Source organism: Dactylosporangium sp. NBC_01737 (assembly GCF_035963215.1).
In the GTDB taxonomy this organism is placed as follows: domain Bacteria; phylum Actinomycetota; class Actinomycetes; order Mycobacteriales; family Micromonosporaceae; genus Dactylosporangium.
Genome location: NZ_CP109153.1, coordinates 13,733,300 through 13,748,708, shown reverse-complemented (window position 1 = coordinate 13,748,708; position 15,409 = coordinate 13,733,300). Strand labels below are relative to the sequence as shown.

General features: G+C 73.1%; 11 protein-coding genes. 9 read left to right on the top strand and 2 right to left on the bottom strand.

Features of this window, described 5'->3' with window-relative positions:
- The first annotated feature begins 6 nt into the window (after positions 1 to 6).
- The 6 genes from OHA72_RS63560 (at position 7) to OHA72_RS63535 (ending at position 8,435) form a co-directional block, all read left to right on the top strand.
- Positions 7 to 1,257 carry an ABC transporter substrate-binding protein gene (locus OHA72_RS63560; protein WP_327005643.1) on the top strand — a complete coding sequence of 417 codons (1,251 nt, stop codon included), beginning with the start codon at positions 7 to 9 and terminating at the stop codon, positions 1,255 to 1,257.
- A gap of 91 nt (positions 1,258 to 1,348) precedes the next feature.
- Positions 1,349 to 3,301, top strand: a complete 1,953-nt coding sequence (gene dxs, locus OHA72_RS63555; protein WP_327005642.1) for a 1-deoxy-D-xylulose-5-phosphate synthase — start codon at positions 1,349 to 1,351, stop codon at positions 3,299 to 3,301.
- A gap of 110 nt (positions 3,302 to 3,411) precedes the next feature.
- Positions 3,412 to 4,818, top strand: coding sequence for a PQQ-binding-like beta-propeller repeat protein (locus tag OHA72_RS63550; RefSeq protein ID WP_327005641.1), 1,407 nt, complete (start codon positions 3,412 to 3,414; stop codon positions 4,816 to 4,818).
- 53 nt (positions 4,819 to 4,871) lie between these two features.
- Entirely contained in the window at positions 4,872 to 6,254 is a 1,383-nt protein-coding gene (locus OHA72_RS63545) for an outer membrane protein assembly factor BamB family protein (protein WP_327005640.1), read from the top strand.
- Positions 6,255 to 6,279: 25 nt separating this feature from the next.
- The gene (locus OHA72_RS63540; protein WP_327005639.1) at positions 6,280 to 7,536 is read left to right on the top strand and encodes a PQQ-binding-like beta-propeller repeat protein; all 1,257 of its coding nucleotides are present in this window, start codon (positions 6,280 to 6,282) and stop codon (positions 7,534 to 7,536) included.
- Positions 7,537 to 7,787: 251 nt separating this feature from the next.
- Entirely contained in the window at positions 7,788 to 8,435 is a 648-nt protein-coding gene (locus tag OHA72_RS63535; RefSeq protein WP_327005638.1) for an SPFH domain-containing protein, read from the top strand.
- A gap of 11 nt (positions 8,436 to 8,446) precedes the next feature.
- On the opposite strand, the gene OHA72_RS63530 is transcribed toward OHA72_RS63535, so the two are convergent.
- Positions 8,447 to 9,814 carry an outer membrane protein assembly factor BamB family protein gene (locus tag OHA72_RS63530; RefSeq protein ID WP_327005637.1) on the bottom strand — a complete coding sequence of 456 codons (1,368 nt, stop codon included), beginning with the start codon at positions 9,812 to 9,814 and terminating at the stop codon, positions 8,447 to 8,449.
- 114 nt (positions 9,815 to 9,928) lie between these two features.
- Here OHA72_RS63530 and OHA72_RS63525 point away from each other — a divergent pair, with 114 nt between their 5' ends.
- The 3 genes from OHA72_RS63525 (at position 9,929) to OHA72_RS63515 (ending at position 13,623) form a co-directional block, all read left to right on the top strand.
- Complete coding sequence (locus OHA72_RS63525; protein ID WP_327005636.1) at positions 9,929 to 10,594, top strand: response regulator transcription factor; 666 nt, start codon at positions 9,929 to 9,931, stop codon at positions 10,592 to 10,594.
- Positions 10,591 to 11,793 carry a sensor histidine kinase gene (locus OHA72_RS63520; RefSeq protein ID WP_327005635.1) on the top strand — a complete coding sequence of 401 codons (1,203 nt, stop codon included), beginning with the start codon at positions 10,591 to 10,593 and terminating at the stop codon, positions 11,791 to 11,793. Before OHA72_RS63525 ends, OHA72_RS63520 begins: the two co-directional genes overlap by 4 nt.
- A 75-nt stretch (positions 11,794 to 11,868) precedes the next feature.
- Positions 11,869 to 13,623 (top strand): diguanylate cyclase domain-containing protein, encoded by a 1,755-nt coding sequence (locus OHA72_RS63515; RefSeq protein ID WP_327005634.1) that lies wholly within the window; start codon positions 11,869 to 11,871, stop codon positions 13,621 to 13,623.
- A gap of 643 nt (positions 13,624 to 14,266) precedes the next feature.
- On the opposite strand, the gene OHA72_RS63510 is transcribed toward OHA72_RS63515, so the two are convergent.
- The gene (locus OHA72_RS63510) at positions 14,267 to 15,385 is read right to left on the bottom strand and encodes a peptidoglycan DD-metalloendopeptidase family protein (RefSeq protein ID WP_327005633.1); all 1,119 of its coding nucleotides are present in this window, start codon (positions 15,383 to 15,385) and stop codon (positions 14,267 to 14,269) included.
- Positions 15,386 to 15,409: the final 24 nt, after the last annotated feature.

Sequence of the window (15,409 nt, the reverse complement as noted above, 5' to 3'; positions counted from 1 at the left end):
GAAAAAGTGGGATATAGCCGGAGGGCCCTGCTCGTCGCTGGCGGCCTGGCGGTCCTAGGACTGCCAGCGTGCTCGGTCGCCGGGGACGAGACCGCCGACGACGGGTCCGGCAAGGTGGAGGTCTTCTCCTGGTGGGCCGGGCCGGGCGAGAAGGAGGGCCTGGAGGCGCTCGTCGCGGACTTCCGGCAGCGCAACCCGGGCATCGAGTTCGACAATGCCGCCGTCGCGGGCGGCGCCGGCACGATCGCCCGGACCGTCCTGGCGACCCGGCTGGAGAACGACGACCCGCCGGACTCGTACCAGGCGCACGCCGGCCTCGAGCTCGACAGCGACATCGAGGCCGGCTACGTCGAGGACATCCGGTACCTGTACGACCAGCAGCGCTGGCGGGAGCGGCTGCCGAAGGGGCTGGTCGAGGCGCTGACGTTCGACGGCAAGATCTATTCGGTGCCGGTGAACATCCACAGGGCGAACCTGCTCTGGTACAACCCGGCGGTCCTCAAGCGCCACGGGCTGACCCCGCCGGCGAACTGGTCGCAGTTCCTGACCCAGGCGGCGGCGCTGAAGGTCAAGGGCATCCTGCCGCTGGCGATCGGCCCCGCCTGGACCCAGAAGCACCTGCTGGAGTGCGTCCTGCTCGGCGAGCTCGGCGCGGACGGGTACACCGGGCTCTGGAACGGCGCGACCGACTGGAGGGGCGCACCGGTCCAGGAGGCGCTGACGCTGTTCGTGAAGGTCCTCGACCAGTCCGACATCGCCACCGCCGCCGGCGACTGGCAGCCTGCGCTGGACAAGGTCGTCGCCGGGACCGCCGCCTACAACGTCATGGGTGACTGGGCGGACGCGTACCTGCGCACCAAGGGCCTGGTCTTCCAGGAGGGCTACTCGGTCGTGGCGAGCCCGGGGTCGGACAAGGTCTACGACTTCCTGTCCGACTCATTCACGCTGCCCCGGGGCGCGCCGCACCGCCGGGCCGCCGAGCAGTGGCTGATCGAGTGCGGCTCCGTCAGCGGGCAGGACGCGTTCAACCCGCAGAAGGGGTCCGTACCGGCGCGGCTGGACGCCGACAAGTCGAAGTACACGGGCTATCTCGCGCTCGCGATCGCCGAGTGGACCGACAGCGCGACCCGGGTGGTGGGCTCGCTCACCCACGGTGTCGTCGCCGGGACCGGGCGCAGCGCCGCCGTCGATGCGGCCCTGGCGCTGTTCGTGCAGGACAGGGACGCGGTGAAGTTCGCGGCGGCGGTCTCCGGATGATGCGGTGACCAGGTAACGAGCATGTGTGGAAGCTGTCAAGATTCATCCGGCCGACGTGCGGGGATGCGGGGTCCCGTTAGAGTTGGGCCCCATGAGCACTGAAGAGACCGAGGCCACCACCCTGCTGAGCTCCATCCGCAGCCCGGGTGACCTCCGCGACCTCTCGACGGAGCAGCTCGAGGTGCTCGCGGCGGAGATCCGCGACTTCCTCGTGGCCAAGGTCTCCCGCACCGGCGGCCACCTCGGCCCCAACCTCGGTGTGGTCGAGTTGACGCTCGCTCTGCACAGGGTCTTCGACTCGCCGAAGGACCGCATCCTCTTCGACACCGGCCACCAGGCCTACGTCCACAAGATCGTGAGCGGTCGCCAGGACGGCTTCGACCTGCTCCGCCAGCGCGGCGGCCTCACCGGCTACCCGAGCCAGGCCGAGAGCGAGCACGACGTCATCGAGAACTCGCACGCCTCGACCGCGCTGTCCTATGCCGACGGCCTGGCGAAGGCGTTCGCGCTGCGCGGCGAGCCGCGCCACGTCGTCGCGGTCGTCGGTGACGGCGCCCTCACCGGCGGTATGTGCTGGGAGGCGCTCAACAACATCGCCGGCGCCAGGAACCCGCTGGTGATCGTCGTCAACGACAACGGGCGCTCCTACTCCCCGACGATCGGCGGGCTCGCCGACCACCTGTCCAACCTGCGGCTCAACCCGAGCTACGAGAAGGTCCTCGACCTGGTCAAGGACTCCCTCGGCCGCACGCCGCTGGTCGGCCCCCCGCTGTATGAGGTGCTGCACGCGGTCAAGAAGGGCATCAAGGACGCGGTCGCGCCGCAGGCGATGTTCGAGGACCTCGGCATCAAGTACGTCGGGCCGGTCGACGGCCACGACCAGACCGCGGTCGAGTCGGCGCTGCGCAAGGCCAAGTCGTTCGGCGGCCCCGTGATCGTGCACGCCGTGACCCGCAAGGGCTTCGGCTACCGGCCCGCCGAGGAGGACGAGGCCGACTGCCTGCACGGCCCGAGCAGCGCCTTCGACGTCGAGACCGGCAAGCTGCTCGCCCCGGCGAAGCTGAAGTGGACCGGCGTCTTCGCCGACGAGCTCGTCGCGATCGCCGACGAGCGCGCCGACATCGTCGGCATCACCGCCGCCATGGCGGAGCCGACCGGCATCGCGAAGCTCATGAAGAAGTACCCGGAGCGCGCGTATGACGTGGGCATCGCCGAGCAGCACGCGGCGACGTCCGCGGCCGGCCTCGCGATCGGTGGCCTGCACCCGGTCGTCGCGGTCTACGCGACGTTCCTCAACCGGGCGTTCGACCAGGTCCTGCTGGACGTGGCGATGCACAAGCTGCCGGTGACGTTCGTGCTCGACCGGGCCGGCATCACCGGCCCCGACGGCCCGTCGCACTACGGCATCTGGGACATGGCGGTCTTCGGTGTGGTGCCCGGCCTGCGCCTGGCCGCGCCCCGCGACGCGCAGACCGTCCGCGAGGAGCTGCGCGAGGCCGTCAGCATCGAGGACGGCCCGACGATCGTGCGCTTCCCGACCGGTGCCGTCCCCGCGGACCTGCCGGCCGTGCGCCGCGTCGGCGGCGTCGACGGGTTCGGCGGGGTCGACGTGCTCAGCGAGCACGAGCGCAAGGACGTGCTGCTGGTCAGCATCGGCGCGTTCGCGCACCTGGCCGTCGACGCGGCCGCCCGCCTCGCCGAGCAGGGTTACGGCGTCACCGTGGTCGACCCGCGCTGGGTCCGCCCGGTCCCGGTCGAGCTCGTCGGCCTGGCCCGCGAGCACCGCCTCGTCGTCACGATCGAGGACGGCATCCGCACCGGCGGCGTCGGCGACGCGATCGCCAAGTCGCTGCGCGACGCCGACGTGTGGGTCCCGCTGCGCGACCTCGGCGTCCCGCAGGCGTGGCACCCGCACGGCACCCGTGCGGAGATCCTGGCCGAGATCGGGCTGACCGCGCAGGACGTGTCCCGCCAGGTCACCGAGTGGGTCAGCCGCCTCGACGAGACCGAGCAGCCGACCGTCCCGGCCCGCGCCCGGCGCTGACGGGCACCGACAGGCACCGACAGGCACCGACAGGCACTGGCAGGCACTGACAGGCACGGGGACGGTCGCAGGGCACGCAACCCGGCGGGCCGCGTGGGACTCTGGCATATGTGCCTGAGACAGTGATCGAGCTCGACCTCAGCAGCCCGTGGGAGCCGCCGGAGCCTCCCCGGTCGCCGCTGAGGTTCCGGCTGCGGAGGCGCTGGGTGGCGGCGCTCACCGTGCTCGCCGTCGCGTCCGTCGTGCTCGCCGCGGCGGGCGCGAAACCGCCGACCGGGCCGCTGTACCGGGTCGACGACCAGGTGCGCAACGTCGTCGTCGCCGGCGACATGCTGATCCTCGGCCTGTTCCAGCAGGCCTCCACCGGCCAGGGCCTCGAGGGGCGGCGGCTGTCGGACGGCAAGGCGCTCTGGCACGTCCACGCGGAGCTGCAGGAGCTGTACGTGGCGGTCGGCACCCGCGTGCTCATCCTGATCCGGCACTCCAACGCGGACCGCGGCTACACCAGCACCCTCACCGCCCTCGACCTGGCGACCGGCCGGCAGCTGTGGACCCGGCCGCAGGCGTCGCTCGTCGGCACCGGCAACGGCGTGGTCGTCGTCGAGGACATGCCTGACCCGGGCAGGTTCGTCGAGTTCGTGGAAGGCGAGGAGCTGCCGGACCCGACCATCAACGACGCCGGGGACCTGCGGCCCCGGCACGTCCTCGTGCTGGACGAGCGCACCGCGGCGCCGGTCTGGGACCTCACCGCGCCGCCCGGCACGGCGCTGGACTTCACCTGGGACGGCCGGTACCCCGTCGGTCGCGTGACCGGCATCGACCAGCTTGACCAGGCCGGGCTGGTGACCCGCAGGGACGTGCGCACCGGCGCGGTGGTCGCGACCCACCAGCTGGACTGGTCCGGCACCCCGGCCGCGTTCAGCACCGGCGAGTCCTGGCTCGTCAGCCCCGGTCAGGCCCCGGGCCGGGCCGTGGTCTACCCGGACGGGGAGCGCGGCGGGCTCGTGTTCGCCCTGGCCGGCGGGCGGCAGCTGTTCCGCACCGACGCCGCGATCTACGACGGGCTCCACCAGTGCGCCGCGGACGTGTTCTGCGCCGGCAACGATCAGACGATCGTCGGCTACGACAGCAGCACCGGCAGGCCCCTGTGGCGGCTCGACGGGTACTCGCAGGTCGTCGCCGCCGCGGGCGACCGGCTCGTGGTGAGCACCTTCGAGCGGCCCGACGCGGTGTCGAGGCGGCTGGGCGTCATCGGCGCGCGGACCGGCGCCGTCATCACGGAGCTCGCCGACTGGCGGCTGATCGAGTCGGCGTCCGCCGGGCGGATCCTGCTGTGGCGCCCGGTCGACCAGCGCACCGCGATGCTCGGCGAGCTCAACCCGGCGACCGGGCGGATCACGGTGTTCGGCACGGTCGGCAAGTGGTACGGACCGCCCGAGTGCAGCGCCGGCGGCGACACCCTCGCGTGCGTCATGGTCGGCGAGGCGACCGTGTGGCGCCTGCCGGCGCGGCACTGACGCCGATGGCGCAGGACACCCGCCCGGGCGACGGCCGTGGCACCCTGGGTCCCGTGCAGGAGACCGTGATCGAGCTCGACCTCAGCGTCCCGTGGGAACCGCCGGAGCCGCCCGCGCCCCAGCGCCGCCTGCGGGCCCGGTGGGTGGCCGTGGCCGCCGTGCTGGCCGTGACCCTCGGGCTGCTCGTCGCCGGCGGGCCGAGCTCCGGCGCCGGCCTGCTGTACACGATCGACCATCAGGTGCTGCGGTCGCAGGCGGCCGGCGGGCGGCTCTTCGTCGCCCGGTATCAGCCGACGGGTCCCGGCTCGATGATCGAGGGCCGCCGGTTGTCGGACGGCAGGCTGCTCTGGGAGCGCGAGGCCGCGCTCCCGCTGCAGCTGCTGGTCGCCGGGTCCGACGTGGTCATCCTGATGAGCGAGGACCAGACGAGCCGCGGCGACTCCAGCGCCTTCACGGTCCTCGACGCGGCGACCGGCAAGGAGCTGTGGTCCCGTGCGGGGGTCCGGTTCAACGGCAGCAACCCCGGGGTCGTGATCGTCGAGGACCCGCAGGACTATCCGGCCGGCATCGTCATCGACAAAGATGACTTCGAATCGGGCGTCAACCGCGCCGGCCCGCAACCGCTGCGGCGCATCCGCGGACTGGCGGCGCGGACCGGGTCCACGCTCTGGGACGTCACGGTCCCGGCGGGCTCCGACGTCAACTTCAGCTGGGAGAACCCGTACCAGGCCCGGCTCAACCGCTTCGACGTGCTCAGCCGCACCGGGCAGCTGACCCGGTTGGACGCCCGGACCGGCGCAGTGACCGAGACCCACCAGCTCGACCGGTCCGGTGCTGCGGCATGGTTCAGCGCCGGCTGGCTCGACGGCTCCGGACGCCCCACCGACCGGGTCATCGTCTACCCAGACGGGCAGCGCGGCGCGACCGTGTACGACGTAACCACCGGCCGGCAGCTGTTCCGCTGGGCCGAAGAGCCCAACCGGGGGCTGTACCAGTGCACGGACCGGCTCCTGTGCGCCGGCGGCGACGAGGGCCTGGACGCCTTCGACAGCACCACCGGCGCGCGCCGGTGGCACCTCGACGGGCACAGCGTGACCGTCGGCTTCGCCGGCGACCGCCTCTTGGCCGGCTCCTACCGCGACCCGACCGATGCCCGGCCCGGCCGCGTCGGGATCATCGACAGCCGCACCGGCACCGTCGTCAAGGAGCTCGCCGGCTGGCAGCTGCTGACCGGCGGTGACCGGCCGGTGCTGTGGCGCCCCGTGGACAACCGCACCGCCCTGCTCGGCCAGCTCGACCCGGCGACCGGGCTGGTCACCGTCTTCACCCGCGCCGGCGAGTGGTACGGCAACCCTGAGTGCTCGATCGACGACGACGTGCTCGTGTGCGTCGTGGTCGGCGGCCTGTCCGTGTGGCGGCTGCCCAACAGGGCCTGAACCCGCGCACAATGGAGCCGTGCCGATGAGCACGGTCACCATCGATCTGGGCGTCATCGACGACAGCTGGGACCACGTCGACGACGACGCCGTCGGGCTGCCCCGGGGCTGGGGCCTGGCGGCCGTCCTGGCGCTGCTGCTGTCGCTGGTGTCCGCGGCGCCGCCGCCCGGCCGCCCGCACGAGGTGACCCGCCAGCCGCTGCGCAACGGCGAGTTCCACGTCGCCGGCGGGGCGCTGTTCGTGCTCGACAGCGACCGCACGCCGACCCCCGTCGAGGTGTTCGACGCCGACGACGGCTCGCTGCGCTGGACGTTCACCCCCGAGGGACTGGCCACCTTCTCCTCCGTCGTCGTCCGCGGCGACCTGGCCGTGCTCTCCCCGGACCTGTGCCGCTCCGGGGTCACCGGCACCACCGTCGCGGTGACCAGGGCGACCGGCCGGGAGCAGTGGCGGTCCGTCGGCGTACCCGTGCGCACCCCGCCCGGCGGCACCGGCACCGTCGTCATGCGCAGCCTCTGGTCCGACGGCTGCCGCGCCCTCGCCGACAACACCCCGACCGCCGGCGTGCTGCGCTGGCAGCTCATCGACGAGGCCGGCCGCATCGTCTGGGACACCCCGGTCGAGGCCGGCACCCGCGTCGCCGTCGACGCCGCCGCGACCGGCGCCACCTGGGCGGCGCTGCTGGACGGCGACGGCAGGCTCAGCACCGTCGACCTCACCACCGGCGCGCGCACCACACCCGTCGCCGGCATCGCCGGGCCGGCCGACGACCTCGTCGCCGCCGTCGGCGAGCTGCTGCTCGTGGCCCGGTGGGACGTGCCGACCGGCAGCACCTGGCTGACCGCGTACGGCCGCGACCTCGTCCCGCGCTGGAAGTCGCAGGTGCCGACCGGCCCGAACGGGCCGCTGTCGGTCCTGCCGTGCGACGGGGCGCTGTGCGTCAGCGGCGAACGCACCGCCGCCGTCGACCCCGCCGGCGGTGACCTGCTGTGGATCGTGCCGAAGACCCCCCTCGCGGTCGCGCCCGGCGGCGCGCTGATCCTGCCGGCGGACACCGGGCTCACCATCCCGGCCGGCTGGCGGTTCCTCGCCGTCGCCGGCGCCCGCGTGCTGCTCGGCCTGCGCACCGACGGCGACACCCTCCTCGCCTGGTCCGACGGCGGGCCCGCACCCACACCGTCCGCGTCGGTGCCCGGCACGCTCCTTGCGTGCGAGATCGACGGCGGTCTCGTCGCCTGCGGCACCGACACCGACGAGGTCGTCCTGCTGCGGCTGCCCTGAGCCGGTGAATATCCGGCTGCGTGACCGCCCGCCGGAGCCGTAGCCTCGTCCCCGGAAAGCACGGCAGGATGCGGCGCCCCGGCATCGCCGGTGGGTGTTCCGCGCCGTGCGTCCAGTCACCCAGGGGCTGACAACTCCACCAGCATCACCGTCAACCGTGCCCGGCGACCGCGGGCCCTGCGGGTCCCGGCACGACCGCCGGGATCCCCGCCCGCGGCCGCCGCGCACCAACCCCGATCCGGAGTCAGGTCATGGCCAAGGTCACCGTCATGGAATACGAGCGGGTCGTCCACTTCGTCGACGGCCGTCTCGCCGGCGTGCTCGAGCCGGGGCGGCACCGCTACCGGCGCCGCGGCACCCGGCTCGAACGCGTCGACCTGCGCCCCCGGCTCGTGCCCGTCAACGGCCAGGAGATGCTCACCGCCGACCGGCTCGTGGTCAAGGTCTCCGCGACGCTGCGCCTCGCCGTCACCGACCCCGTCCTGTTCGTCACCGCCACCCAGGACCCGGTGCAGGAGCTGTACCTGCGGACCCAGGTCGAACTGCGCGCCGCCGTGGCCGAGTCCGACCTGGAGACGCTGCTCGGCGCCCGCACGCAGCTGCCGTCCCGGCTGACGGCCGCGCTCGCCCCCGCCGCCCGCGAGGTCGGCGCCGACGTGCTGGAGCTGACGGTGCGCGACGTCATGCTGCCCGGTGACCTGCGCCGCGCGTACGCCGACACCGCGCTGGCCAAGGAGCGCGGCCGCGCCGATCTCGAACGCGCCCGCGCCGAGGCCGCCGCGCTGCGCTCCCTGGCGAACACGGCGAAGCTGCTCGAGGACCACCCGGCGCTGCTGCGGCTGCGCGCCCTGCAGGCGGCCGAGCAGACCGGCACCACGCTGGTCCTGCACGCCGACTGACCGTCACACCGTCACAGTTTCCACAGGTGGACGGCGTCGCCGCCGGCGAGGCAGGACAGCCGGTGCCCGCGCATCGCGCACCGCGACGGGATCGGGCGCACCTGGCCGAGGATCTCGACCTCGCCGGTGTGCAGGTTGATCCGGGCGATCCGGGAGCCGTCGCCGTCGGGCTTCTGGACCAGGGCGTAGGTGGTGCCGGCCGCGGCGGCGGTACCGGCCGCGTCGTCGTTGCCGTCGGTGGCCATCGGGACCAGCCCCCATCCGGCGAGCTCGCTGCGGTCCACGCCCGTCTGCCAGTCGACGATCCGGATCCGCATGAAGTCCTCGCGGTCGCGGGCCACGAGCACGCCGCTGCCGACCGCGTCCAGCTGGATCGTGCGGCGCCAGCGCTGCTCGCCGGTCCGCGGGTCGAGCACGGCGATGTCGCGCCAGTTCGGCACGCAGATCATCGGGCCGCACGCGACGACCACGGGACCGTAGGCGAGCTCGGCGATCGGCACCGGCTCGACGGACTGGAAGAGCTGCTGCCACTTGTAGCTCAGCGGCGCGTGCGCGTAGCTGGTGATCAGCGCGCCGTCGAGGCGGACCGAGACGATCACGAGCAGGTCGCCGACGATGCGGACGCTCGTCGGCGGGCCGTCGGCGAGCTCGGGCACCTGCGCGGCGCTGATCACCGCGCCGGTCGCGGCGGCGCGCACCTCGGTGTGGCCGTCGGTGTACCAGATGGCGAACCAGTCGTTGCCGGGCACGTCGGGGGAGACCAGCCGGCCGCCGACCGGCATCTGGAACTGCCAGCGCACGACGCCGCTCTCCGCGTCGATCGCCGCCAGGTGCACCGGCGTCTGCGGGGTGTTGCGCAGCGGCACCGCCGGCGGGCACGTCGCGGCGCGCTCGTCGACCAGCAGCAGCCCTGGCCGCTGGTCGATGCGCAGCACCGCGACCGGCGCCCCGGCGGCGAGCCACTGCTGGTGGCCGTCGGCCGGGTCGAGCCGCTCCAGGCTCCAGCCGGTCGCGTCGGTGCACGGGCGGTGCCTGATGTACGCGCGGTCCGCGGCGAGATAGACCTGACCGGCGTTCGACGGGATCGAGCGGCTCCAGCGCTCCTCGCCCGTGCCCCAGTCGTACGCGGTGACCGCCGGCTCCTCCCGCAACGCGTACAGGGCGCCCCGGTCGGCGACGAACCCGACGGTGTGCTCCGCGAGGACGCCGAGCACCTCGACGGAGCTGCCCGCGCCGGAACCGCCGGTGAACGCCGCGAGCAGCGCGAGGACCATCACGAACGGCCACTGCCGCCGCCCGGCCACCATGGGTGGCGGCCCGATGTCCAGCTGATCCGCATGATCGGTGACCACACCGAGATCGATCAGCCGCTCGTCCACCTCATCAGAGTGCCTGGCATGGACCATGGTCGCCAACGGTGCGGTATACGTTGGCTCACGCGGACTTCACAGCCGGTGCCTGACACTGGCCCGACCGGGTGGGGGTGATGTGGCGTGCGCGTGTTGGTGGTCGAGGACGAACAGAACCTCGCCGACGCGATCGTGCGGGGCCTGCGCCGTCAGGGCATGGCGGTCGACGTCTCCTACGACGGGACCCAGGGCCACGAGATGGCGATGGTCACCCGGTACGACGTGGTGGTGCTGGACCGGGACCTCCCGGGCGTCCACGGCGACGACATCTGCGCCGACCTCGTCGCGTCCGGCGCGCTGACCCGGGTCCTGATGCTGACCGCCAGCGGCAGCGTCGCCGACCGGGTCGAGGGGCTGCAGATCGGCGCCGACGACTACCTGCCCAAGCCGTTCGCGTTCGACGAGCTCGTGGCGCGGGTGCAGGCGCTGGGCCGCCGGGCCACCCCCGCCGCGCCGCCGGTGCTGACCATCGGCGACCTCGTGCTCGACCAGGCCAAACGGGTCGCGACCCGCGGCGGGCAGCCGCTGGACCTGACCCGCAAGGAGTTCGGCCTGCTCGAGGAGCTGCTCAAGGCCCGCGGCGCGGTCGTGTCCAGCGAGGAGCTGCTGGAGCGGGTCTGGGACGCCAACGCCGACCCGTTCACCACGACCGTGCGGGTCACGATGATGACGCTGCGCAAGAAGCTGGGCGACCCGGCGCTGATCGAGACCGTCGTCGGCGCCGGATACCGGACCAGGCCGCCGCAATGACGATCTACGACGCCCGCCGCGCCGCCCTCTTCCGTCCCACCCTGCGGCTGCGGCTCACGCTGCTCAACGGCATCCTGCTCGTCGGGGCGGGGCTGGTGCTGGTCGTGCTCGCCTACATCCTCGTCGACGGCGCGATCAGGCCCGCCGACGAGCTGCAGCCCGGCACCCGCATCGTGCTGCAGGACGGCAGCGAGGTCGACGCCCGGCAGTGGCAGACCGAGCTCGCCGACGCCGCCGAATGGGAGCTGGTCACCCGGGGCAGCCTGGCGCTGCTGCTCATCGGCGCGGTCGGGGTGGCCGGCGCGTACGTCGTGGCCGGCCGGGCGCTGCGACCCCTGCAGAAGGTGACGACCACCGCGCAGCGGCTCACCGGGGAGACCCTCGACGCCCGGATCAACTACGACGGCGCCGACGACGAGGTGTCGGAGCTGGCGAAGACATTCGACGCGATGCTCGACCGAATAGGTGAGGCGTTCGAGACCCAGAAACGGTTCGTCGCCAACGCCTCCCACGAGCTGCGGACCCCCCTCGCCGTGATGCGCACCGAGGTCGACGTGACCCTCGACGACCCCGACGCCGACGTCGAGGAGTTCCGCCGCATGTCCAACGTCGTGCGTGACGCCTCCATGCGGGCCAACGCGCTGGTCGAGTCGCTGCTGCTGCTGGCCCGTACCGAGGCGCAGGCCGGACGCAGGCTCGGCCGCAAGGTCCCCACCGACCTGGCCACCGGCGTCACCGTCGCCATGTCCGCGATGGGCAAGGAGATCAAGCGGCTCACCCTGGACGTGACGACCGACCTCGCCCCCGCGCGGGTCGTCGGCGACCCCGGCCTGCTCGAACGGCTCGCCGGCAACCTGGTCGAGAACGCCGTGCGGTACAACCATCTCGGCGGGCGGATCTGGGTGCGCACCGGCACCGACGAGACCCTCGCCTGGCTGGTCGTAGGCAACACCGGCTTCGAGGTCGACCCCGCCGACGTGCCGGTGCTGTTCGAACCGTTCCGTCGCGGCGGGCGGGAACGCACCGGCGCCCGCGGCTCCGGGCTGGGCCTGTCGATCGTCCGCGCGGTCTGCGAGGCGCACGGCGGCGGGGCCAGCGCCGTCGCCCTGGACGGCGGCGGCCTCGAGGTCACCGTCAGTCTCCCGGCCGCCGCGGTCACCCCCGTCCTGACCGGCACGGCGCCGGTGAAACCCTTGTGATCGCGGGCACAGTTTCTCAGTTCTGACCCTTTCGCAGCCGATGAGACCTCCACAGGACACGTCGGAGGAAACCGGATGCGGCTGCGGAGTTGGCTCGTCGTGAGCATCAGCGCCGCCCTGCTGCTCGCCATCGGAGCGGTCGGCATCTCGGTCAACCGCTCCGCCCTGCGGGCCGCGGAGACCGTGCACCGTGCCGACACCCTCGCCCTGGCCACCAACAACGGCGGCCTGGTCGAGCAGCTGCTGCTGGTGTCGGCGAAGGAGCTCAACGACTTCGTCACCAGCCGGCCGCTGTCGCTGACGCCCGGCGACGCGGGCGACCGGGCCGCCCTCATCGAGTACGCGAACAAGTCGACGTTCTTCACCTACGGCGTGGTCCTCACCGACCTGACCGGCAACCCGGTCAACGCCACGAAGGCCGCGAACATGTTCCCCGACCAGAAGGCGATCGGCTGGAAACCGCTGATCTCCGGGCTGGCGCTGGGCAGACCCGGCTTCTCCTCGCTCATGACGATCAAGGACACCCTGGTCCAGGCGGTCGCCGTGCCGATCGTCGTCGGCAGCGACCCGGTCGCGCTGATCTACGGCTTCATCCCCGTGCTCAAGGGGCAGCTCCAGGTGTACCTGGAGAAACTCAGCGACCCGTCGCACCTGTCCCTGGTCGTCGACGCCAGCGGCACCGTCGGCGCGTCCAGCGACCCCGCCGCGATCGGCACCCTCGTCGACTCCGAGATCATCAAGAAGATCAGCTCCACCGAGTCGGTGTTCGTCACCTACCGCGACGGCGGCCGGTCCATGATCGCCGCGGTGCACGGTGGCCTGCCGGGCGGCTGGGCGTACGTGCGGACCCAGTCCACCGCCACCTTCGACGGCCCGGTCCGCAACCGCAGCCTCACCATCAACCTGGCGCTGCTGACCATGCTCCTGGTCGGCGTGGCCGGGCTCGCCGTCCTCGGGTACCGCTCGCAGCTGGTCCGCCGCCGCGCCGAGGAGCGCTTCGCCGCGCTCGTCGAGCACGCCCCGGATGTGGTCACCGTGCTGGACGGCGACGGCGCCGTCGTGTACTCCAGCCCCAGCGGCAAGCGCATCCTCGGCTTCGTCGCCGTCGGCTCGTCCGTCTTCGACCTGCTGCATCCCGACGACCGCCCGCACGTCCGGGACCGCTTCGCCGCGCTGCTGTCGGAGAAGGGCGGCCTGGAGCGCATGCAGGTCCGCGTCGTGCAGGCCGACGGCAACCACCGCTGGTTCGACTTCACCGCCTCCAACCAGCTGCACAACGCCGCCCTCAACGGCATCGTCATCAACGCCCGTGACATCACCGACAGCCGCGAGATGCAGGACCGCCTCGCCCACGACGCGCACCACGACCCGCTCACCGGCCTGCCCAACCGCCGCCGCCTGCAGGAGCGGCTCACCGCGTCGCTGCAGCACACCCCGGTCGGGGTCCTCTTCGTCGACCTGGACGGCTTCAAGCCCGTCAACGACGAGCTCGGCCACGAGGCCGGCGACGAGCTGCTGCGCCAGGTCGGCGACCGCCTCTCGTCCTGCCTGCGCCCGACCGACGTCCTCGCCCGCGTCGGCGGCGACGAGTTCGTCCTGCTGCTGCCCGGCGTGGTGGGCGGCGAGGACGTCGACGCCCTGACGGTCCGGCTGCGCGCCGCGATCGCCGAGCCGTTCGACCTCGCCGGCCATGAGGTCCGCATCGGCGCCAGCGTCGGCCTGCACCTCGCCGACCCGGGCGAGGACCCGGACGAGGTCCTGCGCGCCGCCGATCAGGCCATGTACGCCGCCAAGCGCGGTGGCGGCCGGGACGGCCGCCACCGCGCTTAGCGCGACTGTGCTGGCTGGGGTCACGGCTGGCGCCGCGACCCCGGCGGGGGGTTCCCACCCCGCACCCCCCATGCTTCGCTTCGCTCGCACTCGTGCCTGTTTCTTCCGCGGCGGCCTTCGGCCGGAAGTGCAGTGGGGGATTCTCACCCCACACCCCCAATGCTCGCGCTCCGCGCTCGCACGCCCTGCGCTTCGCGCGGCCGACTCACACGCGTGCGCGTGGCGATCAAAGGACCGGGGGTCGAGGTTCGAGGCGCACCAGGTCTGTCGTCCAGCTCGCCTGCCCTGCGCGCGAGACGCGGAGGCAGGCCGTCCACCCCGTCCGGGCGGGAGTGTGACGCCCCCGTGGCTTCGCACCTCGGGGAGACGGACCCCGCCGGGAGGTTCACGTCATGGTGGCGGTCCGACGCGGCGTTCTCTGGACGGGCCTGCCTTCGCGTCTCGCGCGCAGGGCAGGCGAATCGGACGAAAGACCTGGCCGGTCCCGCAACCGGGACCCCCGGTCTTTCGGATGCAGCGCGCATGCGTGTGTTGCGGCCGCGCGAAGCGCTGGGCGTGCGAGCGCGGAGCGCGAGCATTGGGGGTGTGGGGTGAGAATCCCCCACTGCTCTTCCGGCCGAAGGCCGCCGCGGAAGAAACAGCCTCAGCCGATCGGGGCGCCGTGGTTGCGCATGAACGGGATCGGGTCGATGGCGTTCTGGGGGCCGGTCGGTGGGGCGTTGATGTGGACCTCGTAGTGCAGGTGCGGGGCGGAGGAGTTGCCGGAGCTGCCGACGTAGCCGAGGATCTGGCCCGCCTTGACCTTCTGGCCGGGCCGGACGACGGCCTTGCGGACCATGTGGCAGTAGAGGGTGGAGATGCCGCCCTCGTGCTGGAGTTTCACGTACCAGCCGCAGCCGCCGATCGACGCACTGCCGGTCTGGTCGCAGGTGTGGCCGGCCTCGATGTTGCACACGACCTCGAGGACCGTGCCGGCCGACGCGGCGTGGATGGGGGTGCCCGTGAAGGACATGATGTCGACGCCGATGTGGTTGGGGTTGCCCGCGGTGCGGAAGCCGGGGCGCGCCCTGAAACCGGGCAGCGGGCTGGTCCAGGCGCCGCCGGCGGCAGGGACGGCGGCGGCGGCAGGGGCGGCGGCGAGGGGCTGGGTCGCGGCGGCGCACGGCGGTGGGGTCGCGGTGCGGCGCACGTACGCGTCGGACACGTAGGTGCCCTCGGGCAGGCGGTCCCACATCGGGGTCACGCGCTGGGAGCCGGCGATGTTCTCGCCGCGCTGCTGGCAGACCAGGGTCAGCGGGGTGCCGTTGGGCAGGGCGGCGATGAGGGGCGCGGTGTGCGCGGGCCCGGTGCGGGCCTTCAGCGGGGTGGCGCCCGACGCGACGGTGCCCGTGGTCGTCGTCACGGCGGCCGCGGCGGCGACGGCGGCGGGCGCGACGGGTGCGGCCGGGCCGCAGGCGGGGACCGGGGTGGCGGGGCGGCGGATCCACGCGTCGGAGACGTAGGAGCCGTCGGTGAGCCGGTCCCACTGATCCGTGACGCGGATCGAGCCCTGGTTGATCAGCTGGCCCTTGACCTGGCAGTCGATGGCGACGGAGGCGCCGTGCGGCAGGGTCCGCAGCGGGGCGGTCCACACGGCGCTGCCGGCCCGGACGTTCAGGGGGCGCTTGGGGGAGACGACCGTCGCGGTCTGGGCCGCGTGCGCGTCGACGGCCGGTGCGAACGAGGCCAGGAAAACCGCGGCGACGGTCATGATTTTGCGCATGGTGCACCCCCGGGGACGAAGTGA